General features: G+C 47.1%; 19 protein-coding genes, 7 tRNA genes and 3 rRNA genes. 7 read left to right on the top strand and 22 right to left on the bottom strand.

Features of this window, described 5'->3' with window-relative positions:
• Positions 1-30 precede the first annotated feature (30 nt).
• The 12 genes from nusG to DXE35_RS09050 form a co-directional block, all read right to left on the bottom strand.
• Positions 31-603: a transcription termination/antitermination protein NusG gene (nusG, locus tag DXE35_RS09105; RefSeq protein WP_114690308.1), complete on the bottom strand. Its 573-nt coding sequence runs from the start codon at positions 601-603 to the stop codon at positions 31-33.
• 10 nt (positions 604-613) lie between these two features.
• Positions 614-991, bottom strand: a complete 378-nt coding sequence (gene secE, locus DXE35_RS09100) for a preprotein translocase subunit SecE (RefSeq protein WP_114690307.1) — start codon at positions 989-991, stop codon at positions 614-616.
• A 20-nt stretch (positions 992-1,011) separates the two neighbouring features.
• A tRNA-Trp gene (locus DXE35_RS09095) sits at positions 1,012-1,087 on the bottom strand.
• Positions 1,088-1,101: 14 nt separating this feature from the next.
• Entirely contained in the window at positions 1,102-2,292 is a 1,191-nt protein-coding gene (gene tuf, locus DXE35_RS09090) for an elongation factor Tu (protein WP_114690306.1), read from the bottom strand.
• 62 nt (positions 2,293-2,354) lie between these two features.
• Positions 2,355-2,429: transfer RNA gene (locus DXE35_RS09085), tRNA-Thr, on the bottom strand.
• A 21-nt stretch (positions 2,430-2,450) separates the two neighbouring features.
• Positions 2,451-2,524: transfer RNA gene (locus DXE35_RS09080), tRNA-Gly, on the bottom strand.
• Positions 2,525-2,529: 5 nt separating this feature from the next.
• Positions 2,530-2,614: transfer RNA gene (locus DXE35_RS09075), tRNA-Tyr, on the bottom strand.
• Positions 2,615-2,719: 105 nt separating this feature from the next.
• Positions 2,720-2,833 (bottom strand): 5S ribosomal RNA (gene rrf / locus DXE35_RS09070).
• A gap of 106 nt (positions 2,834-2,939) precedes the next feature.
• Positions 2,940-5,811, bottom strand: a 23S ribosomal RNA gene (locus DXE35_RS09065).
• A gap of 268 nt (positions 5,812-6,079) precedes the next feature.
• Positions 6,080-6,155: transfer RNA gene (locus DXE35_RS09060), tRNA-Ala, on the bottom strand.
• Positions 6,156-6,185: 30 nt separating this feature from the next.
• Positions 6,186-6,262 (bottom strand) — tRNA-Ile (locus tag DXE35_RS09055).
• Positions 6,263-6,321: 59 nt separating this feature from the next.
• Positions 6,322-7,854 (bottom strand): 16S ribosomal RNA (locus DXE35_RS09050).
• The 16S, 23S and 5S rRNA genes sit together here with 5 tRNA genes alongside, the layout of an rRNA operon.
• Before the next feature lie 622 nt (positions 7,855-8,476).
• Between DXE35_RS09050 and DXE35_RS10830 the strand changes: the two genes are divergently transcribed.
• Together DXE35_RS10830 and DXE35_RS10825 are read left to right on the top strand one after the other, a co-directional pair.
• A complete protein-coding gene (locus tag DXE35_RS10830; RefSeq protein ID WP_231970173.1) occupies positions 8,477-8,812 on the top strand; it encodes a hypothetical protein in 336 nt (111 codons plus the stop codon).
• Positions 8,751-9,026: a hypothetical protein gene (locus DXE35_RS10825; RefSeq protein WP_231970123.1), complete on the top strand. Its 276-nt coding sequence runs from the start codon at positions 8,751-8,753 to the stop codon at positions 9,024-9,026. Before DXE35_RS10830 ends, DXE35_RS10825 begins: the two co-directional genes overlap by 62 nt.
• Positions 9,027-9,034: 8 nt before the next feature.
• Here DXE35_RS10825 and DXE35_RS09040 read toward each other — a convergent pair whose 3' ends face one another.
• The 3 genes from DXE35_RS09040 to DXE35_RS09030 are packed head-to-tail and all read right to left on the bottom strand — an operon-like array spanning position 9,035 to position 10,693.
• The gene (locus DXE35_RS09040; protein WP_231970122.1) at positions 9,035-9,373 is read right to left on the bottom strand and encodes a c-type cytochrome; all 339 of its coding nucleotides are present in this window, start codon (positions 9,371-9,373) and stop codon (positions 9,035-9,037) included.
• A gap of 35 nt (positions 9,374-9,408) precedes the next feature.
• A complete protein-coding gene (locus DXE35_RS09035; RefSeq protein ID WP_114690304.1) occupies positions 9,409-10,056 on the bottom strand; it encodes a BON domain-containing protein in 648 nt (215 codons plus the stop codon).
• Between the two features lie 34 nt (positions 10,057-10,090).
• Entirely contained in the window at positions 10,091-10,693 is a 603-nt protein-coding gene (locus DXE35_RS09030) for a phosphoheptose isomerase (RefSeq protein WP_114690434.1), read from the bottom strand.
• 103 nt (positions 10,694-10,796) lie between these two features.
• Between DXE35_RS09030 and rsmI the strand changes: the two genes are divergently transcribed.
• Positions 10,797-11,690 (top strand): 16S rRNA (cytidine(1402)-2'-O)-methyltransferase, encoded by an 894-nt coding sequence (gene rsmI / locus DXE35_RS09025; RefSeq protein WP_114690303.1) that lies wholly within the window; start codon positions 10,797-10,799, stop codon positions 11,688-11,690.
• Between the two features lie 160 nt (positions 11,691-11,850).
• Here the strand turns inward: rsmI and DXE35_RS10820 are convergent, their stop codons facing one another.
• Complete coding sequence (locus DXE35_RS10820; protein WP_231970121.1) at positions 11,851-12,129, bottom strand: c-type cytochrome; 279 nt, start codon at positions 12,127-12,129, stop codon at positions 11,851-11,853.
• 208 nt (positions 12,130-12,337) lie between these two features.
• Here DXE35_RS10820 and DXE35_RS09015 point away from each other — a divergent pair.
• The 3 genes from DXE35_RS09015 to DXE35_RS10815 all read left to right on the top strand — a co-directional run bounded on the left by DXE35_RS09015 (position 12,338) and on the right by DXE35_RS10815 (position 13,867).
• A tRNA-Arg gene (locus DXE35_RS09015) sits at positions 12,338-12,413 on the top strand.
• A gap of 75 nt (positions 12,414-12,488) precedes the next feature.
• Complete coding sequence (locus tag DXE35_RS09010) at positions 12,489-13,640, top strand: fatty acid desaturase (RefSeq protein WP_415070319.1); 1,152 nt, start codon at positions 12,489-12,491, stop codon at positions 13,638-13,640.
• 41 nt (positions 13,641-13,681) lie between these two features.
• A complete protein-coding gene (locus DXE35_RS10815) occupies positions 13,682-13,867 on the top strand; it encodes a hypothetical protein (protein WP_231970119.1) in 186 nt (61 codons plus the stop codon).
• Positions 13,868-13,888: 21 nt separating this feature from the next.
• Here DXE35_RS10815 and DXE35_RS09005 read toward each other — a convergent pair whose 3' ends face one another.
• Positions 13,889-14,533 (bottom strand): MBL fold metallo-hydrolase, encoded by a 645-nt coding sequence (locus tag DXE35_RS09005; RefSeq protein ID WP_415070244.1) that lies wholly within the window; start codon positions 14,531-14,533, stop codon positions 13,889-13,891.
• 81 nt (positions 14,534-14,614) lie between these two features.
• On the opposite strand from DXE35_RS09005, the gene DXE35_RS09000 reads away from it, so the two are divergent.
• Positions 14,615-14,959 carry a glycine cleavage system protein H gene (locus tag DXE35_RS09000; protein ID WP_415070242.1) on the top strand — a complete coding sequence of 115 codons (345 nt, stop codon included), beginning with the start codon at positions 14,615-14,617 and terminating at the stop codon, positions 14,957-14,959.
• A gap of 50 nt (positions 14,960-15,009) precedes the next feature.
• Here the strand turns inward: DXE35_RS09000 and priA are convergent, their stop codons facing one another.
• The 5 genes from priA to atpG all read right to left on the bottom strand — a co-directional run bounded on the left by priA (position 15,010) and on the right by atpG (position 21,269).
• Positions 15,010-17,136 (bottom strand): replication restart helicase PriA, encoded by a 2,127-nt coding sequence (gene priA, locus DXE35_RS08995; protein ID WP_114690302.1) that lies wholly within the window; start codon positions 17,134-17,136, stop codon positions 15,010-15,012.
• A gap of 241 nt (positions 17,137-17,377) precedes the next feature.
• On the bottom strand, positions 17,378-18,496 hold the full coding sequence (hemE, locus tag DXE35_RS08990) for a uroporphyrinogen decarboxylase (protein ID WP_114690301.1): 1,119 nt from the start codon (positions 18,494-18,496) through the stop codon (positions 17,378-17,380).
• Between the two features lie 9 nt (positions 18,497-18,505).
• Positions 18,506-18,922 carry a F0F1 ATP synthase subunit epsilon gene (locus DXE35_RS08985; protein ID WP_114690300.1) on the bottom strand — a complete coding sequence of 139 codons (417 nt, stop codon included), beginning with the start codon at positions 18,920-18,922 and terminating at the stop codon, positions 18,506-18,508.
• Between the two features lie 21 nt (positions 18,923-18,943).
• Positions 18,944-20,344, bottom strand: a complete 1,401-nt coding sequence (gene atpD, locus DXE35_RS08980; protein WP_114690299.1) for a F0F1 ATP synthase subunit beta — start codon at positions 20,342-20,344, stop codon at positions 18,944-18,946.
• A gap of 55 nt (positions 20,345-20,399) precedes the next feature.
• Positions 20,400-21,269 carry a F0F1 ATP synthase subunit gamma gene (atpG, locus tag DXE35_RS08975; RefSeq protein ID WP_114690298.1) on the bottom strand — a complete coding sequence of 290 codons (870 nt, stop codon included), beginning with the start codon at positions 21,267-21,269 and terminating at the stop codon, positions 20,400-20,402.
• Between the last annotated feature and the right edge of the window lie 14 nt (positions 21,270-21,283).

The raw sequence follows: 21,283 nt of genomic DNA, 5'->3' as shown, positions 1-21,283 counted from the left end.
CACTGCAAAACTTGACTAAGTCCTTGTTTTTTACATCTTTTCTACCTGGCCGAACCCCAACTCAACTGGGGTACTGCGGCCAAAAATTGTAACAGAAACGCGCAATCTTGACTTCTCGTAGTTCACTTCCTCAACGTTGCCGTTGAAGTCAGTAAACGGACCTTCTTTAACGCGAACCATCTCACCCACCTCAAACAGGGTCTTAGGCTTCGGTTTATCCACCCCAGCCTGCATTTGATCCATGATTTTGGTGACTTCTGCTGTAGAAATTGGACTTGGGCGGTTACGTACACCGCCTACGAAACCGGTCACTTTTGGCGTATTTTTCACCAAATGCCAGCTTTCGTCGGTCATTTCCATCTCAATTAGGACATATCCCGGGAAGAAACGACGCTCAGACACAGACTTTGTGCCGGATTTCATTTCTACAACCTCTTCGGAAGGAACCAAAATACGGCCAAATTTTTCTGGCATGCCAGAACGTGCAATACGCTCCTCGAGACCTTTTTTGACGCTCTTTTCCATTCCGGAATAAGCATGAATAACGTACCAGCGCATATTGCCGGTAGCTTGTGAATTTTCGGCTACTTCAGAATCAATCATTTTTTCTTGCTCACTTCCAGCCCAAAAAGACTGAAAAAACTAGCCATTCAATTAATTTGTCTGCAATCCACAAAAACAAGGACATGATCAGAACAAAGCCAAATACGACTAGAGTCATTTGGGTAGTCTCTTTACGAGTCGGCCAAACAACCTTTTTTACTTCATACCAAGAATCTTTTGCGTAATGAATAAAACGACGTCCACCTGGTGAAATCGCCACAATCAAAACCGCAGCAGCAATACCGCCAAATAAAACGGTGAGACGCACCAACATAGACTGGTCAACCAGCGTGTAGTAAAGCACTAACGCTGCGACAACGATTAAAGCAACGAGTCCAGAGACCCAGCTGCTTTTTTCTTCAGATTGACTTGCTGTTTGATGAGACATATTGCTTTCAGTTCAAATCGTGGCAGGGGCGGAGGGCATCGAACCCCCAACCTTTGGTTTTGGAGACCAACGCTCTGCCAATTGAGCTACACCCCTTTATAAAAAAACACTTAAGCCAAAATCTTTGCAACCACTCCGGCGCCAACAGTACGGCCACCTTCACGGATCGCAAAACGTAAACCTTCTTCCATCGCGATTGGAGCGATGAGTTTTACGGTAATGGTTACGTTATCCCCAGGCATTACCATTTCTTTGTCTTTTGGCAACTCGATTGAACCAGTTACGTCCGTAGTACGGAAGTAGAACTGTGGACGATAGTTGTTAAAGAATGGAGTATGGCGGCCACCTTCGTCTTTGCCCAAGATGTAAACCTCGGCTGTAAAGTGAGTATGTGGGGTGATTGAACCTGGCTTAGCCAATACTTGGCCGCGCTCAACTTCTTCACGTTTTGTACCGCGTAACAAGATACCAACGTTATCGCCTGCTTGACCTTGGTCGAGCAATTTGCGGAACATTTCAACACCAGTACAAGTAGTCTTGAGTGTTGGTTTGATACCGATAATTTCGATCTCTTCACCAACCTTGATGATGCCGCGCTCGATACGGCCTGTAACAACAGTACCGCGACCGGAGATAGAGAACACGTCTTCTACTGGCATCAAGAACGTGCCGTCAACAGCACGTTCTGGAGTTGGGATGTATGAGTCCAATGCTTCAGCCAATTTCATGATGGCCTCTTTACCCAATGGGCCTTCGTCACCTTCTAAAGCCAACTTAGCAGAACCACGGATGATTGGTGTGTCATCGCCAGGGAAGTTGTATTTGGAGAGAAGCTCACGCACTTCCATTTCAACTAACTCGAGCAATTCAGCATCATCAACCATGTCGCACTTGTTGAGGAACACCACGATGTAAGGAACGCCCACTTGGCGTGCCAAGAGGATGTGCTCACGAGTTTGTGGCATTGGGCCGTCAGCTGCGGAGCAAACTAAAATTGCGCCGTCCATCTGAGCGGCACCAGTAATCATGTTCTTAACGTAGTCAGCATGTCCTGGGCAGTCAACGTGAGCGTAGTGACGACCCGCTGTCTCGTACTCAACGTGCGCTGTATTAATCGTAATACCACGTGCTTTTTCTTCTGGAGCAGCATCGATCTGATCGTATGCTTTTGCTTCGCCACCGAATGCTTTAGAAAGCACGGTTGCGATTGCTGCTGTCAATGTGGTTTTACCGTGGTCAACGTGACCGATGGTGCCTACGTTTACGTGCGGTTTTGTCCGCTCGAACTTTTCTTTTGCCATTTTTTTCTGCCTTTAGTTAACTCTTAAACCAAACACGAAATACACAATCAATAAATCAAACATGGTGCCCATGGGCAGAATCGAACTGCCGACCTCTCCCTTACCAAGGGAGTGCTCTACCACTGAGCCACATGGGCGAAATCTAATGCAACAAATTCTGGAGCGGGATAAGAGAATCGAACTCTTGACCGAAGATTGGAAATCTGCTGTTTTACCACTAAACTAATCCCGCACATCTGGTGGAGGGGGTAGGATTCGAACCTACGTAGGCATAGCCAACAGATTTACAGTCTGCCTCCTTTAGCCGCTCGGACACCCCTCCGCGAACCCAACATTCTCACTCCAAATGGAGTTTCTGTCAATCACTCTAAACGCTTTGCACAAGTAAAAACGCCCAGACCTAAAAGGGTCTGGGCGTCGCATTGGTGCCCGGCAGTTACCTACTTTCACACGGGTAATCCGCACTATCATCGGCGTAGAATCGTTTCACTGTCCTGTTCGGGATGGGAAAGAGTGGTTCCAATTCGCTATGGTCACCGGGCGTAGAGGGTTGAGTTTCTGATAAATCAACAACTCTATTTGAGTAAGCATGTAATTAAGGATGCAGATTAAATCTGGCAAACATCCAACACAATAGTGCTGGTTATAGGATCAAGTCTAACGGGCAATTAGTATCGGTTAGCTTAATGCATTACTGCACTTCCACACCCAAACTATCAACGTTGTGGTCTTCAACGACCCTTTATGTAGGTTAAACCTACGGGAGATCTCATCTTCAGGCAAGTTTCCCGCTTAGATGCTTTCAGCGGTTATCTCTTCCGTACATAGCTACCCTGCGATGCTTCTGGCGAAACAACAGGCACACCAGCGGTACGTCCACTCCGGTCCTCTCGTACTAGGAGCAGCCCCCGTCAAATCTCCAACGCCCATGGCAGATAGGGACCAAACTGTCTCACGACGTTTTAAACCCAGCTCACGTACCTCTTTAAATGGCGAACAGCCATACCCTTGGGACCGGCTACAGCCCCAGGATGAGATGAGCCGACATCGAGGTGCCAAACACCGCCGTCGATATGAACTCTTGGGCGGTATCAGCCTGTTATCCCCAGAGTACCTTTTATCCGTTGAGCGATGGCCCTTCCATACAGAACCACCGGATCACTATGACCTGCTTTCGCACCTGCTCGACTTGTCGGTCTCGCAGTTAAGCACGCTTTTGCCATTGCACTTTAGGTACGATGTCCGACCGTACCAAGCGTACCTTCGTACTCCTCCGTTACACTTTGGGAGGAGACCGCCCCAGTCAAACTGCCTACCATGCACTGTTCCCGACCCGGATAACGGGCCAAGGTTAGAACCTCAAACAAATCAGGGTGGTATTTCAAGGATGGCTCCATCAGAACTAGCATCCTGATATCAACGCCTCCCACCTATCCTACACAGATCGGTTCAAAGTCCAATGCAAAGCTACAGTAAAGGTTCATGGGGTCTTTCCGTCTAGCCACGGGTAGATTGCATCATCACAAACATTTCAACTTCGCTGAGTCTCAGGAGGAGACAGTGTGGCCATCGTTACGCCATTCGTGCAGGTCGGAACTTACCCGACAAGGAATTTCGCTACCTTAGGACCGTTATAGTTACGGCCGCCGTTTACTGGGACTTCAATCAAGAGCTTGCACCCCATCATTTAATCTTCCAGCACCGGGCAGGCGTCACACCCTATACGTCCACTTTCGTGTTTGCAGAGCGCTGTGTTTTTATTAAACAGTCGCAGCCACCTTTTTATTGCAACCCTTTCGTCCTCACCTTGTTCAGGATAAAACTACCAGGGCGCACCTTATCCCGAAGTTACGGTGCAAATTTGCCGAGTTCCTTCTCCTGAGTTCTCTCAAGCGCCTTAGAACACTCATCTCGCCCACCTGTGTCGGTTTGCGGTACGGTCTTGTTAGACTGAAGCTTAGAGGCTTTTCTTGGAACCACTTCCAATTGCTTCGCAAATAAATTCGCTCGTCTCACGCCCTTGAATTACGCTACCGGATTTACCTAATAGCCATCTCCAACGCAAGAACCAGGACATCCAACACCCGGACAACTTTCCGCGATCCGTCCCCCCATCGCATCTAACAATGGTCAAGGAATATTAACCTTGTTCCCATCAGCTACGCATCTCTGCCTCGCCTTAGGGGCCGACTCACCCTGTTCCGATGAACGTTGAACAGGAAACCTTGGGCTTACGGCGAGGAGGCTTTTCACCCCCTTTATCGCTACTCATGTCAGCATTCGCACTTCTGATACCTCCAGCATCCTTTACAAGGCACCTTCACAGGCTTACAGAACGCTCTCCTACCATCACTTACGTGATCCGCAGCTTCGGTTATATGCTTAGCCCCGTTACATCTTCCGCGCAGGACGACTCGATCAGTGAGCTATTACGCTTTCTTTAAAGGATGGCTGCTTCTAAGCCAACCTCCTGACTGTTTTAGCCTTCCCACTTCGTTTCCCACTTAGCATATATTAGGGACCTTAGCTGGCGGTCTGGGTTGTTTCCCTCTTGACACCGGACGTTAGCACCCGATGTCTGTCTCCCGTGCTTGCACTCGTAGGTATTCGGAGTTTGCTATGGCGCAGTAATCCGCAATGGACCCCACTACCATGACAGTGCTATACCCCCTACGGTGATACACGAGGCACTACCTAAATAGTTTTCGGAAAGAACCAGCTATTTCCAGTTTTGTTTAGCCTTTCACCCCTATCCACAGCTCATCCCCTAACTTTTCAACGTTAGTGGGTTCGGTCCTCCAGTACGTGTTACCGCACCTTCAACCTGGCCATGGATAGATCAACTGGTTTCGGGTCTACACCCAGCAACTAGCGCCCTATTCGGACTCGCTTTCGCTACGCCTTCCCTATTCGGTTAAGCTTGCTACTGAATGTAAGTCGCTGACCCATTATACAAAAGGTACGCAGTCACCCCTTACGAGGCTCCTACTGTTTGTATGCACACAATTTCAGGATCTATTTCACTCCCCTCCCGGGGTTCTTTTCGCCTTTCCCTCACGGTACTTGTTCACTATCGGTCGATCACGAGTATTTAGCCTTGGAGGATGGTCCCCCCATATTCAGACAGGATTTCACGTGTCCCGCCCTACTTGTCTCTAGCCTAGTACCACTCAATAATTTTCACATACGGGACTATCACCCTTTATTGTTGGACTTTCCATTCCATTCTGTTAATTACTGACCTATCACTAGAAGGCTCTTCCCATTTCGCTCGCCACTACTTTGGGAATCTCGGTTGATGTCTTTTCCTCTCGCTACTTAGATGTTTCAGTTCACGAGGTTCGCTTCTCATACCCTATGTATTCAGGTATGGATACCACAAAAGTGGTGGGTTTCCCCATTCAGAAATCCCCGGATCAAAGCTTATTTACCAGCTCCCCGGGGCTTATCGCAGGTTATAACGTCTTTCGTCGCCTGTAATCGCCAAGGCATCCATCATGTGCACTTATTCACTTGATCCTATAACGAGCACCATTGCTAGTAACTGTTACAGGTTTACTTCTACTTCTGACATGTTTGCCGTAATCCAAACTGTAAGTACTTGTTAAGAACTTTGTAAAACTCGTTTGATATTACTGATTGATGATTCAATCTTTACCCTTATTTACATTGTCAAATGTCCTCTCAAAAAACATTTGACACTTTGCTTACTCAAATTTTTAAAGAACAGCCATAAATGGCAAAACTAAACAATTAACTAATAAGCTTAATTTTGACATTTAAGAGTTGGTGGAGGATGACGGGATCGAACCGACGACCCCCTGCTTGCAAAGCAGGTGCTCTCCCAGCTGAGCTAATCCCCCAACGTCCACCAAGACCATATCACTACTGATTGGTGGGTCTGGTAGGATTTGAACCTACGACCCCTGCGTTATCAACACAGTGCTCTAACCAGCTGAGCTACAGACCCGTGGCTATTATTGTCAACCGATAAGTGTGGGCACTATAGCTCCAGCATCTTTTCTCTAGAAAGGAGGTGATCCAGCCGCACCTTCCGATACGGCTACCTTGTTACGACTTTACCCCAGTCATGAACCCTGCCGTGGCAGTCGCCCTCCTTGCGGTTAGGCTAACGGCTTCTGGCAAAACCCACTCCCATGGTATGACGGGCGGTGTGTACAAGACCCGGGAACGTATTCACCGCGACATTCTGATCCGCGATTACTAGCGATTCCAGCTTCACGTAGTCGAGTTGCAGACTACGATCCGGACTACGATGCATTTTCTGAGATTAGCTCCCCCTCGCGGGTTGGCAACCCTCTGTATGCACCATTGTATGACGTGTGAAGCCCTACCCATAAGGGCCATGAGGACTTGACGTCATCCCCACCTTCCTCCGGTTTGTCACCGGCAGTCTCTTTAGAGTGCTCTTGCGTAGCAACTAAAGACAAGGGTTGCGCTCGTTGCGGGACTTAACCCAACATCTCACGACACGAGCTGACGACAGCCATGCAGCACCTGTGTTCACTTTCTCTTACGAGCACCTAATGTATCTCTACTTCGTTAGTGACATGTCAAGGGTAGGTAAGGTTTTTCGCGTTGCATCGAATTAATCCACATCATCCACCGCTTGTGCGGGTCCCCGTCAATTCCTTTGAGTTTTAATCTTGCGACCGTACCCCCCAGGCGGCTGACTTCACGCGTTAGCTACGTTACTCAGGATGTAAATCCCGAACAACTAGTCAGCATCGTTTAGGGCGTGGACTACCAGGGTATCTAATCCTGTTTGCTCCCCACGCTTTCGTGCATGAGCGTCAGTGTTATCCCAGGGGGCTGCCTTCGCCATTGGTATTCCTCCACATATCTACGCATTTCACTGCTACACGTGGAATTCTACCCCCCTCTGACACACTCTAGCTATACAGTCACAGGCGCCATTCCCAGGTTAAGCCCGGGGATTTCACGCCTGTCTTGTATAACCGCCTGCGCACGCTTTACGCCCAGTAATTCCGATTAACGCTCGCACCCTACGTATTACCGCGGCTGCTGGCACGTAGTTAGCCGGTGCTTATTCTTCAGGTACCGTCATTCCCGGACTGTGTTAGAGCCGGTGTTTCTTCCCTGACAAAAGAGCTTTACAACCCGAAGGCCTTCTTCACTCACGCGGCATTGCTGGATCAGGGTTTCCCCCATTGTCCAAAATTCCCCACTGCTGCCTCCCGTAGGAGTCTGGGCCGTGTCTCAGTCCCAGTGTGGCTGATCGTCCTCTCAGACCAGCTACTGATCGTTGCCTTGGTGGGCTTTTACCCCACCAACAAGCTAATCAGGCATCGGCCGCTCTAATCGCGCGAGGTCTTTCGATCCCCCGCTTTCCCCATCAGGGCGTATGCGGTATTAGCACAGCTTTCGCTGCGTTATCCCCCACGATAAGGTACGTTCCGATGTATTACTCACCCGTTCGCCACTCGCCACCAGGTGCAAGCACCCGTGCTGCCGTTCGACTTGCATGTGTAAGGCATGCCGCCAGCGTTCAATCTGAGCCAGGATCAAACTCTTCAGTTCAATTCCTGTGATCCTTGCGGATCGTCGCACTCATTCAAGAAATTGACTTGGTAATAAAACCAAATCTTTTTACTTACTGTCTATGAGTACTATTTATTTACATCTATCCCGAAAGACTGGATGCTTTCACACTTAGTACCCACAATTATCGGTTGACTAATTTTTAAAGAGGACTGACTTGTCTCGTATTTCAAAAAACATTTCAGCACATAGAGGTGAAACTATATCCCATTTTTTTTGGGTCGTCAATACCTTTCGTACTCTTTTTCTTCAAAAAGGCAGGGTTTTTTCCTACGATTAAAATTAATTCAATAAAAACAAAGGGTTAGTTTTGAAAAAAAAATTTCAACTTTTTTTCTTAATTCTTAAATTTCTGATTTTTTAAGGTTTGCAAGGAAATCCCACAAAATTTATCCCCACCTTAACCATCTTTAAACCCGTTTTTTGTCCTTTATGGCGTATCAGCCACCTATCAGGGAAAACCCTGAAAATTATTCTAATTACTGCTAAGATATTGCTATGCACAATAAATGAGCGAACAGTCACTCACCTTCAGGCCCTATATACGGCCGGGCTGGCAGTCCGCGTTCGCGAACTTCATGCCGGCTATAGGCAAGAGATATTGAATCATCTGCTACAGCTAAATGATGAAGATAGACCCCTGCGCTTTGGTACGCACACCCCAGATGAAGTCATACGTCACTATCTAGAAGGGCTTAATTTCAATGGGGATGCGGTTTTTGGCGTATTTAATTTAGACCTAAAGCTCATGGGCATGGCTCACCTGGACTACTTGCCAGAGCATAACGGGGAGGCAAGAGCAGCGGAGTTTGGTGTTTCTGTATTGCCAAGAAGGGCGTGGCCAGGGCTTGGGCACTGCACTGTTACAGCGCCCTGTGGCCCACTCCCGCAATACTCGCATCGAGACGCTTTATGTTCACTGTCTTGCAAACAATAAGGCAATGATGCATTTGGCACAAAAGGCTGGCATGACTGTTGAATATGCCTATGCCGATGCTTGTCTTAAATTACCGCGTGCAAATCCCGCAACCATTGTGGACGAAGCGGCTAATGAGCAGTGGGCCGACATGGATTACGCCCTGAAAGAAAATCTCAAACGCTCCAATGAAGCCTGGTGGTGGTTCTTGGGCAGACCAGGACTGGTGCGTTAATTTTCTAATTAATTTTTGTTGGGTGCACCACGCAGTATCCAATTGGTTACTGCAGACAGCTCCGCATCATTTAATTTTGTATTCGCAGGCATGGGCACAACACCCCATGATCCAGAACCGCCTTTAACAATTTTATTTTTTAAAAATGTTTGGGCGTTCGGGTCATTCTTATATTTTTCTGCGACTGCCGCAAAAGTTGGGCCAACAATTTTTTTATTGATTGCGTGACAACCTAAGCACGCATTTTGTTTCGCAATCGAGAATGTCTTTTCGTCTTCAGTATTTGCATACGCATTAGGTAAGAAATAAGCGAGTATCGCAAACAAACAAACGATGTTTATCGTCACTCGCTTTTTAAACATCTTCAAGCTTTAAAAAATGATTAATATTTTGGAGGGCTGCTTGGTTGTGTTTGATCAGCTTTGCCTTGTTTTTCTAAGCGCACTTTTTCTGCTTCAGAAATAATGTCAAAGTAAGCGTAAACGTCTTTCACACCATTAGTATTTCTGGTGACTTTTTTCGCGAGCTCAGATTCGCTCTGCGTGAGCATTCCCATGAGATACACGCTGCTTCCTTCAGCCACAATAATTATAGAATTTGAAGGCAACTGATCAGCAAAGATCATCTGTGTTTTGATTTTAGACTCAAGATAAGAATCGTTTGCGCGTGAGGTGTAGCTAGTATTAGACCCGATAACCAACTCATTAAAGACAGAGCGTGCATTCTTCATTGCTTTTACATAAGCGCCTGCCTCGCTCTTAATATCGGCATCCCTTACTTCACCGGTCAGCAATACTTTTTGATTGAATGAGGTGACATTAATGTGAGCGCTTTCGCCAAATCGTTTTGCCAATGCGTTCTCCGCCTCAAGCTCAATCCCTTTATCAATTGCTTGCACAGATGGTGAGCGACGATCTGCCGCAACAGTAGCGGTAGCAGCTACACCACCAACAGCAACTACTGCACAAGCTGAAAGTTGAGATGCAATGAGGGTGGCAAAGAACAATCTTTTGAGCAAGGAAATTTTCATTTAGATATTTTCTGTATAGAAGTGGGAGCGGAGCTTAATCGAGCAAGACGTGATCAACGCCATCGCATAGCGCATGAAGTAAAACTAAATGTGTTTCTTGAATACGCGCAGTACGTGTTGATGGTGCGCACAAATGAATGTCATCTTTATCTAAAAGTTGAGCGATCTTTCCGCCACAGTTTCCAGTCAGTGCAATAATTTTGATGCCTATTTTTTTTGCGGCTTCAATTGCCTTTACAACATTCTTTGAATTTCCTGAAGTTGAAATCCCCACAAGGATGTCGCCTTGTTTTCCAAGTCCACGAACTTGTTTGCTGAATACTTCGTCGTAGCTGTAATCATTTCCAACCGCGGTCAGAATAGAGGTATCCGTCGTCAAGGCAATCGCTGCCAATTCTTGGCGCTCTCTTTCAAATCGTCCAATGAGCTCTGCAGCAAAATGCTGGGCATCCGCAGCAGAACCGCCATTACCGCAAGCCATTACTTTACCACCGGCACGCAAACAATCCACCATTGCCAATACGCCCATAGCAACCGAATCTGGAAACACCCTCTCAGCCTCTTGCTTTACCGCAATGCTATCTAGAAAATGTTGTGAGGCGCGCTTACGCAAGCGTTCATTGATGTCTTTTTCCATAGCAATATTATGCGCCAAAGATAGCCTAATTTCAGTACTTATAAGCCTCTCTCAAAAGCAACGTATTCTCTTGCTAATTCTCTAACTTTTCTCAGGTAGCCCCATGGAACTTAGCTCATTCGATTTTTTAAAGCAGCAAGATTTGCCTGCTGGGGCGCTTTACATGGTTGCAACACCTATTGGCAATCTGGGGGACATTACCTTGCGTGCCCTATACGTCTTAAATGCGGTTGATGGGATTGCTTGTGAAGACACCAGACATAGCGCTGCATTACTCCAACAATTTGGCATTCATAAAAAATGTTTAGCGCTCCATGAGAACAATGAAATCAGCGGCGCTCAAACAGTTATTCAACACCTCTCCAACAATGAGCGCTGGGCCTATATCTCAGATGCAGGAACGCCGGGCGTCTCTGATCCTGGGGCAAAGTTAGTCAATGAAGTTCAAAAAGCAGGGCTGCGGGTAATACCCATTCCCGGCGCGAGTGCAGTTTCTAGCGCCATCTCAGCCGCAGGATCTGTGATGCACAACTCGGAAGGGCGCTTTCAATTTTTAGGTTTTTGGCCCAATAAAACCAAAGGCCGAGATGCGCTCTTAAAAGACATTTCGGGCTCTAAAAAAGCCAGCATCTTTTTTGAATCTCCACATCACATTAAAGATACGCTTACGTTGCTGGTGAAGCATCTAGAGTCTGATCGTCAGCTTTTGATTTGCCGTGAGTTAACCAAAAAATTTGAGGAGATTGTTTCTTTGCAAGCCAGCAATATCGCTAACTGGCTAGAGGGGGCAGAAAGCCTCAAGGGTGAGTTTGTGATTGTGGTGGCGGGGCGCTCAAGCAATGGTGACGAGGCTCCGGAGCATGCATCTCTTTTGCTATGGGCAAATGCACTAAGCCCATATATGGGTAGCAAAGCAATCGCCTCGGTGCTTTCGCAAACGCTAGGGCTCACAAAAAAAGAGGTCTATCAAATTGCCTTGGATGCAAAAAGCGAATAAATGAAAATCAAAAAAGCTGTCCAGGTGCCAGCTTTTAAATATGCGTAATAAAAAATTATGTTGCGGCAGGCGCTTTTGGTTCTGGCAGTTTTCCACCAGCAGAGTTGGCCAAATAAACCACAGCACAGCCAAACTCATAATCGCTTACATTGGCAGGGCTTTATCCACCGCGCGCAGGCATTGCGCCCTTGCCTTTTAATACAGAAGCCATCAAACCGTCGTAACCCTGGCCCAAGCGAGGCGCCCATGCACTCGCATCACCAAATTTAGGCGCGCCTGCGGCGCCACTTGCATGGTATGCTGCGCAAACGGCTTTATAAACTTGCTCGCCAGTTTGAAGCTCTTGTGGAGTGCTGGCATCTTTAAAATTTAGTTGCGCAACAGGCTTAATTAACTGCTCAGTAGTCGTGGAAGAATCACCACGCTTGCCATTGTTCACAAACACCATTCACAACAAAATAATGATGAGTGGCACAAAAAAGCTTGGAAACACCATGATGAGTTGTTTTGGGGACTTAATCAGACTTCCGTGCTCGTTGCCCATAAGAATTTATCGTTTGACGGGTTTTAGGGTTGTTTTGCCGTGATTATAACTAGAGAGTAGGGATATGGGCACTTACAATAGGAAGGTAATTCGTTTTTCGCTAGCGCCCGTATCTCAGTGGATAGAGTATTGGCCTCCGAAGCCAAGGGTCGCAGGTTCGATTCCTGCCGGGCGCGCCAACACTCAAGGGTTTTTTGACTTATATCATGCGTGAATTATTACGAAAACCGCTATCATTTGCACCTAACTTATTGATTCTTGTCGTGTCTACACATCTAAATTCCGCCCCTTCAGAGCCATCCCTGACCAACCCCTTGCCGCCAGAGGCGCCATTACCGCATCGAAAAATCATTCGAAGCTGGCTAATTCCAATGGCTCAGGGGGAAACTGGGCGCGCAATCATGCTTCTCGTGATTGATGCCCTGTTGTGGTTGGGCTGTATCGCTGGAACCATCTTTGTAGAAAGCATCCTGCTGAAAGTGGTGTTTGGCGTTGTTGCTGGCTTTGTAACTGGCCGCATCTTTATTTTGGGGCATGACGCTTGCCATCAGAGTTACACGCCGAATCGTGAGCTCAATAAAGTTCTAGGTCGCATCGCATTTTTACCTTCTTTGACGCCCTACAGTTTGTGGGATGTTGGTCATAACGTTGTACACCACGGGCAAACCAACCTAAAGGGCTTTGACTTTGTTTGGGCGCCTTTATCTACAGCAGAATATGACGCGCTGCCCCCATGGCGTAAGGCTCTAGAGCGCCTTTACCGCAGTGGCTGGGGCCCGGTTTTTTACTACTTAATTGAAATTTGGTGGAGACGCGAGTACTTTCCGAACGCCAAAAACAAACCTGGTGATCGCCCCATTTTCTTAAAAGACAACTTGCTTGTTACCGCATTTGCGATTGTTTGGATTGCTTGCTTAATTGCTGGCGCTATCGTTACTGATCAATCTATTTGGCTTGGCTTGATTACCGGTTTTGCGGTGCCATTTTTGTTTTGGAACGGCATGATTGGATTTGTGGTGTACGTGCATCACACCCACCCAAAGGTCTCTTGGTACGACAAGAAATCTGAGTGGTTGCGCGCCCAGCCGTTTGTATCCACAACTGTTCATCTGACCTTCAACTGGATTTGGGGCAAATTGATGCACCACATCATGGAGCACACAGCTCATCATGTGGATATGAGCGTACCGCTGTATCGCCTGCCAGAGGCCCAACAAACCCTAGAAACTATCCTTCCAGAGCGTATTTTTGTACAAAAGTTCTCATGGGCTTGGTATTTTGATACTGCACGCAAGTGCAAGCTTTACGACTTTGAAAACAAGGCTTGGCTCGATTTTGATGGCAACAAGACGGCTGATTCAGTCCGGGTTGTGCTGAGCCAAGCCCCAGCGGGACAAAACGGGTAAAATAGATCTTCTGTATAAGATTTGCCTTACCCGGATTGCCCATGACTACCTCGACTCCAGCAGCTACCCAAGAAACCTCTCAGAGCCTTAAATTTTGCTCTTCTTGCAGCCGTGAAAAACGACTCGAGGGTGGCACTTGGATTTCAACAAGCAATCGCAAGCAACGCTGGATCTGCGCTAGCTGTGTATACAACCGTACACATCGTACCGGCTCAGCAAAAACCTAATTTCACTCGTTGTAAAAGTTTTTAAGCGCCATCCCCAACATATGGATTCGTCTTACGCTCCTGGCCAAATGTCGACATTGGTCCATGGCCTGGCACGAACTGAACATCGTCGCCTAGCGGCCACAATTTCGTTGTAATTGCGTTAATTAAATCCGCATGATTGCCACGCGGAAAATCTGTGCGCCCAATTGAGCCTGCGAATAAGACATCCCCAACAATTGCCAAGCGATCTTCTTTGTCAAAAAATACTACGTGACCAGACGTGTGGCCAGGGCAATGCAACACCTCAAGATCGACATTGCCAACCTGCACATGATCGCCATTGTTTAACCAGCGGTCTGGCTCAAAAACTTTAGCATGCCCAAAACCAAAACGCACCGTTTGCTCTGGCAATTGGTCAATCCAAAACCGCTCGTCTTCCTGTGGCCCCTCAATGGGGACGCCCAACTGATCCGCCAAATCCTTAGCAGCGGCGCAATGATCAAGGTGTCCGTGGGTTAGCAAGATCTTCTTCACATTACCACCCATTTGCTTAACGCCCTCAAGGATTTTTTCAATATCTCCCCCCGGGTCAACCACTGCGGCGCCACCGGTTTCTTGGCAAACCAGAATTGAGCAATTTTGCTCGTAGGGTGTAACAGGGACAATTCCTAATTTAATTGGCATATATATCCAGAAGATAAATTCATCATTTGCTGATTCAGCATTTGATGGGAGTCAGCATAAAATGAAGTCAAAGGATGCACAATGAATACTCAAGATACTTGTAAGTGTGCAGAAACCCATGAGTGGGCTGACCTCGAAGAGGATGGCTTGGTATGGGTTGGCATTAGCAACCATGCGCAGGATGCTCTAGGTGATGTGATGTTATTTCAAGTGCCAAAGCTGGGGCAGCAAGTAAAGCAGGGCGAAGCGATTGCACTCATCGAATCAGTTAAAGCGGCGAGCGATATTCATGCGCCGGTGAGCGGAGAAATTGTTGCGCTTAATGAAGAGGTAGACACCTCACCCGAAATCGTCAACGAAAACCTTATGGAGTTTGGCCATTCAAAATTAAGCCCGCCTCTAATGAAAGTCTTGCATCTGAATTAGAAACRCTTTTCACGCTAGAAAAATATAGCGCCGGCCCAGGGGCTTAAAACTTAGATTGAAATCGGATCGCGTTCAATTAACCATCGAATGCGACCCTCTTTGCTAATACGCCCCTGAGAGTGTTCACGCAAATAGCGATCCATCGCCTCTAAAATTTCTTGCAGATTTTTGCGATCATCAGACTCAACTAGCAACTGGGCGCGCTCCGAGCCCGCCACCCGCATCATCGCCCTGGGCACTGGGTCATAGACTCTAAGCCCTTTAGATATATGGCCTTGGGACTTCCAATACCCCTTTAAGGCAATTAAAAACTGAATGGCCTTATCGAGGCTCTTAGCCTCGGCGTGGACCAATGCCTGATACGCAAATGGTGGCAAGCCCGCCTCTTTTCTTTCATTCGCCGTAAAGGATAAAAACCCATCCACATCATGGCGCAGTAAAAATTGAAAAACTGCTGCTTCGGGAAGCTGGGTTTCAATATAAATTACGCCACCAGTTTCGCCATCTTTACTAGATCTTCCAGCACGCCCAGCAACCTGAACTAATTGTGCGAATAATCTCTCTGCCGCCCTAAAGTCTTGCGAGAACAATCTACTGTCAGCATCCAATACGGCAACCAAGCCAATGTTTTGATAATCATGCCCCTTGGCAATCATTTGGGTGCCAACAACGATATCGACATTTCCCGTATGGATCTCCTGAAAGAGCTCTTCGGCGCCTTTACGCTTCCTGCTAGAGTCTGTGTCAACGCGTAAAACCCTGGCATCGGGCCACATCTCTTCAATAGAGTCTTCGATCTTTTGAGTGCCTTGTCCCAAGGTCTTCAAATCGGTATTTCCGCAATCAGGGCAATGACTTGGTATTGCCTTAACCAAGCCACAATGATGGCACCTCAAAACCGACTTCCTGCCCCAAGCACCAGCTTTGTGGAGAACCATATATGCGCTACATTGCTCACATTTAGATAGCCATGAGCATGCGCCGCAACTGAGTACAGGCGCGTAACCTCTGCGATTGATGAGAACTAAACTTTGCTGCTTGTTTTCTAAACTTTGGCTCACCGCATTGCAGATGGTTTTAGAAATTAGACTTTTTGATTTAGGCTTCCCTGCGTCGCCTGGACTAAATTGGGTTTGTGGATCACGCATATTCACCAAATGCACTTTGGGCAAGCTCGCGCCTTGCGCGCGTTGATCTAGGCGCACATATTCATAACGACCTGCTTTCGCAGCCATCCAAGTTTCCAGTGATGGTGTAGCGGACGCTAAAAGGATGGGTATCTTTAAATCGTGGGCGCGCCATATAGCGAGGTCGCGTGCCGAATAGCGAATGCCATCTTGCTGCTTATAGGACGGGTCATGCTCCTCATCCACCACAATCGCGCGCAAATTTGGCAATGGCGTCAAAGCGGCCAAGCGTGTGCCCAAAATAATTTGGGCTTTACCAGTCATCGCATCATGCCATGCAATACCTCTTACTCTTTCACTCACACCGCTGTGCAATACAACCATTTTTTTATCTGGAAAATAGGCACGTACTCTGCGCTCTAGCTGTGGCGTTAAATTAATTTCAGGAACAAGCAATAAAACTTGCGCGCTTGCGTCATCCAAAATTCCACTAAGCCAATTTAAAAATACAGCAGTCTTTCCGCTGCCAGTTTGTCCTTGTAAAAGGATTGGTGTGAATTCACTCGCAGAGCATGTGCGTAATTGTTCTAACGCGAGCTTCTGACCGGCATTTAAAAAGCTCTCATCAACAAAACCTTCTATTGCCTCTTGTTTGTTTTTTTTCTTTTGCTTTTCTGCATCAGCAACTAATTTCTTTGGAATCTTTTCCCAGTCATCGGGCTTTTTCCACATTAATGGAATCGTGGGGATGATGGTTTCCCCAAGGGCGTGGATGTAATACTGACTCGCAAAATTCATTAGACGCAGAACAGCCGAGCCTAAAGGGGGGAGTGGTGACCTTCTCGTTACATACTTTAATTTATGAATCTCATAATCAGAGTAAGCACTTACTTTAATTACAAGTCCCGCGAGATGACTGCGCCCAAATGGCACCTCAACCAAGATACCCACCTCAGGCCGCGCCCCCAGCTCACTTTCGTCCCACAAGTAGTCAAAGCCCTGGGCAAGAGGCTTATCAACGACAACTTGAACAACAATCGGAATGGACATTTATTGCTTAAAATCTCTATTTGGCTTGTGGATAAGTCTGTGGATATCATCGAAACATTCTGATTTGTATATCAATTTATCAGCTTTCCATTTTTGCAGTGTTTTAACGTTTTTTAGTTATTTTATATATAAATCAATAATTTACATCGTTATTCGCAATCTCACTGAATTTCGAATGTTGTCGCCGTCTGTGCATAACTTGCGCCATCAATTCAATGTACAAGTTAGCGATTACTCAGGATTATGACTTTACCCTAAGCGACCTTGAGCGCTCAATTACAGCTTCTGCAAGAGCGGAAACACTTTCTGGGGGTGTGAACTGAGAGATGCCGTGGCCCAAATTAAACACATGGCCATCTAGTGGATGCAAACCCGTTTTAAGAGCTGGAGCACTCGCCAAATCCTCTAGAAGAAGGCTTGCTTGTGCCGCAATTTGTTTTGGCTCTGAGAACAGAATAAGTGGGTCTAGATTGCCCTGTAATGCCAGAGGTTTGTTCAAAGCGAGTAATTGTTTTCTAGCACGACTGAGCGACATCGTCCAGTCAATAGCAATGACATCGGCACCCACTTGGGCCATATCATTTAGCCAAATTGCGCCGCCCTTAGTCAACATAATCACCGGAATTTGTCGACCCTCATGTTCACGCGGCAATAAAGCAATCACTTTTTGCATGGATGCCAATGAGACTTTTTGATACCAGCCATCTGGGAGCATGCCGCCCCAAGTATCAAAAATCATGAGCGCCTGTGCGCCCGCTTTTACTTGCTCATTTAGGTAAGTGGCAACAGATTGTGCATTGATATCTAAGATATGCTGCATCAAATCAGGACGACTAAACATCATGATTTTAGCATAACCGAAACCATCTGCGCTAGAGCCATCAATCATGTAGCACGCCAATGTCCATGGGCTTCCAGAGAAACCGATTAATGGGACGCGCTGCTTGCCATCCTGAATGAGGGCTTTGCGGATTTCTGAAACAGCATCGAAGACATACTGCAACTGGTCCATATCGGCGACGCGCAATTTTTTAACCGCCTCTTCAGTGCGAAGGGGGTGGTCAAAGCTTGGGCCTTCGCCGGCAGCAAATTTGAGTCCCAATCCCATAGCGTCAGGAATCGTCAAAATATCTGAGAACAAAATTGCCGCATCCAATGGATATCGATCCAAAGGTTGAAGGGTTACTTCAGTAGCGTAAGCAGGATTTTGTGCGAGGCCAAGAAAACTTCCGGCTCTAGCCCGTGTGGCGTTGTATTCGGGGAGATATCGGCCGGCCTGGCGCATGAGCCAAAGCGGTGTTTGATCAACCGCTTCGCCCAGGCAGGCCTTTAAAAACCGATCATTTAACAGCAAGGAGATGACCGGATATTACTTTTTACGACGGAAGCGCGCAATCGCTGCCAGCTGCGCAGCTGCCATTGCAAACTCGGATTGGGCCAAGGCCAAATCAAAGTCGGTATCACGATTTTGCATAGCCTCTTCACCGCGTTTCTTGGCTTCAAGAGCTTTGGCTTCATCAAGATCATGCCCGCGAATAGCAGTGTCTGCTAATACGGTCACGTGATCTGGCTGAACTTCTAAATAGCCACCAGCTACGAAAACAAACTCTTCATCACCGTCAGCTTTTTCAATACGAACTGAGCCTGGACGAATGCGTGTAATCAAAGGAGTGTGGCCGCGCAAAACACCGAGCTCACCACTTTCGCCAGGAAGCACAACAAACTTGGCTTCTCCGCTGAAAATAGACTGCTCAGCACTTACTACATTGACACGTATGGTTGACATAATTTCCCTAGATGAGTTCGATTAAAGCTTCTTGGCTGTCTCGATGGCTTCATCAATTGCACCCACCATGTAGAACGCTTGCTCAGGCAAGTGATCCAATTCACCGCTGCAGATCATTTTGAAACCACGGATAGTTTCTTTTAATGGAACGTATTTGCCTGGTGAACCAGTAAACACTTCAGCAACGTGGAAAGGCTGGGACAAGAAACGTTGAATCTTACGAGCACGTGATACAGCCAATTTGTCTTCTGGCGACAATTCGTCCATACCCAAAATCGCAATAATGTCGCGCAATTCTTTGTAGCGCTGCAATGTCATTTGCACATCACGAGCCACTTCATAGTGCTCTTGGCCAACCACTTGTGTGTCGAGCTGACGGCTGGTTGAATCCAATGGATCAACCGCTGGGTAGATACCCAATGCAGCGATGTCACGTGACAACACAACTGTGGAGTCTAAGTGCAAGAAGGTTGTCGCTGGTGACGGATCGGTCAAGTCATCCGCAGGAACGTAAACGGCCTGAATAGAGGTAACAGAACCAGTCTTAGTGGAAGTAATACGCTCTTGCAATTTACCCATCTCTTCAGCCAATGTAGGTTGGTAACCCACAGCAGAAGGCATACGACCGAGCAACGCAGAAACTTCAGTACCGGCCAATGTGTAACGGTAGATGTTGTCAACGAAGAACAAAATGTCACGGCCTTCATCACGGAACGCTTCAGCCATTGTCAAACCAGTCAACGCAACGCGCAAACGGTTGCCAGGAGGTTCGTTCATCTGGCCAAACACCATCGCCACTTTGTCGATAACATTAGATTCTTTCATCTCGTGATAGAAGTCATTGCCTTCACGAGTACGCTCACCAACACCGGCAAACACAGACAAACCTGAGTGTTGCTTAGCGATGTTGTTAATCAATTCCATCATATTCACGGTCTTACCAACACCCGCACCACCGAACAAGCCAACCTTACCGCCTTTAGCGAACGGGCAAACTAAGTCAATAACCTTAATGCCTGTTTCGAGCAAGTCAACAGAAGGGGAGAGCTCATCAAACTTTGGTGCTGGCTGGTGAATAGCGCGACGCTCTTCAGTGGCAATCGGACCTGCGTCATCGATTGGACGACCTAAAACGTCCATGATGCGACCTAAAGTTGCTGGACCAACTGGCACAGAAATTGGCTTTCCGGAAGACTTCACTTCCATGCCACGACGCAAGCCATCGCTAGCGCCCATGGCAATCGCGCGAACTACGCCGTCACCGATTTGTTGCTGCACTTCAAAGGTCAATCCTTTTTCAGCGAATGATTTTTCGCCGCTATCAACTAATGTCAATGCATCATAAATGTTTGGCATTTTGTCGCGTGGGAACTGAATGTCCACCACTGGACCGATACACTGCACGATATTTCCGTTACTCATCGCATGTCTCCGCTTTTAATTCCTGAATTCTTTCGTATTCCTAAACGCTGACCGCTTAAACCGCGGCCGCTCCGCCAACAATCTCCGACAACTCTTTAGTAATAGCAGCTTGTCGTGTCTTGTTGTAATCCAATTGCAATTCACCAATAACGTTCTTCGCATTATCTGAAGCAGCCTTCATTGAGACCATGCGTGCAGACTGCTCAGAAGCCATGTTTTCCGCAACCGCCTGATAAATCATTGCCTCAACGTAACGTTTAAGCAGGCCATTCAAGATGGACTCTGCGTCCGGCTCGTAGATGTAGTCCCAAGAATTGCCTGTTTTTTCTTGTTGAGTCAAAGCCTCTGGCTCCAAAGGCAAGAGTTTGTCTAAAACAGGCTCTTGTTTCATTGCATTTACAAAGCGGGTGTATGCCAAATAAACAGCATCAATCTCGCCACGCTCAAACGCTTCTAATTGGCTAACAATTGCGCCAATCAAAACATCCATATGAGGCGTATCCCCAATCTGGATTGTTTGAGAAATGAGTTTTGCTTTTGAGCGATTCAAAAATTGCAAACCTTTTGCACCAATTGCGGTGTACGCAATCTCAATATTTTTTTCTTGCAAATCGCGCACTTGGTTAGCGATCAAACGTAAGACGTTGGTATTTAAACCGCCGCACAAGCCTTTGTCTGTAGTAACCAAAATCGTGCCAACTTTCCTCACTTCGCGAGTTGCCATGTAAGCAGGGCGGAACTCAGAATTTGCTTTAGAAAGATTGGCAACAATCTCACGAATTTTTTCAGCGTATGGACGCGCATTACGCATGCGCTCTTGGGCGCGACGCATCTTGGATGCGGCGACCATTTCCATTGCCTTCGTGATCTTGCGCGTGTTTTGCACGCTCTTGATCTTAGATCGTATCTCTTTTGTGCTTGCCATGATTTATGCGAGCC

Source organism: Polynucleobacter necessarius, from assembly GCF_900095215.1.
GTDB classification, from domain to species: Bacteria; Pseudomonadota; Gammaproteobacteria; order Burkholderiales; family Burkholderiaceae; genus Polynucleobacter; species Polynucleobacter necessarius_H.
This window is presented reverse-complemented; position numbering and strand designations above follow the sequence as displayed.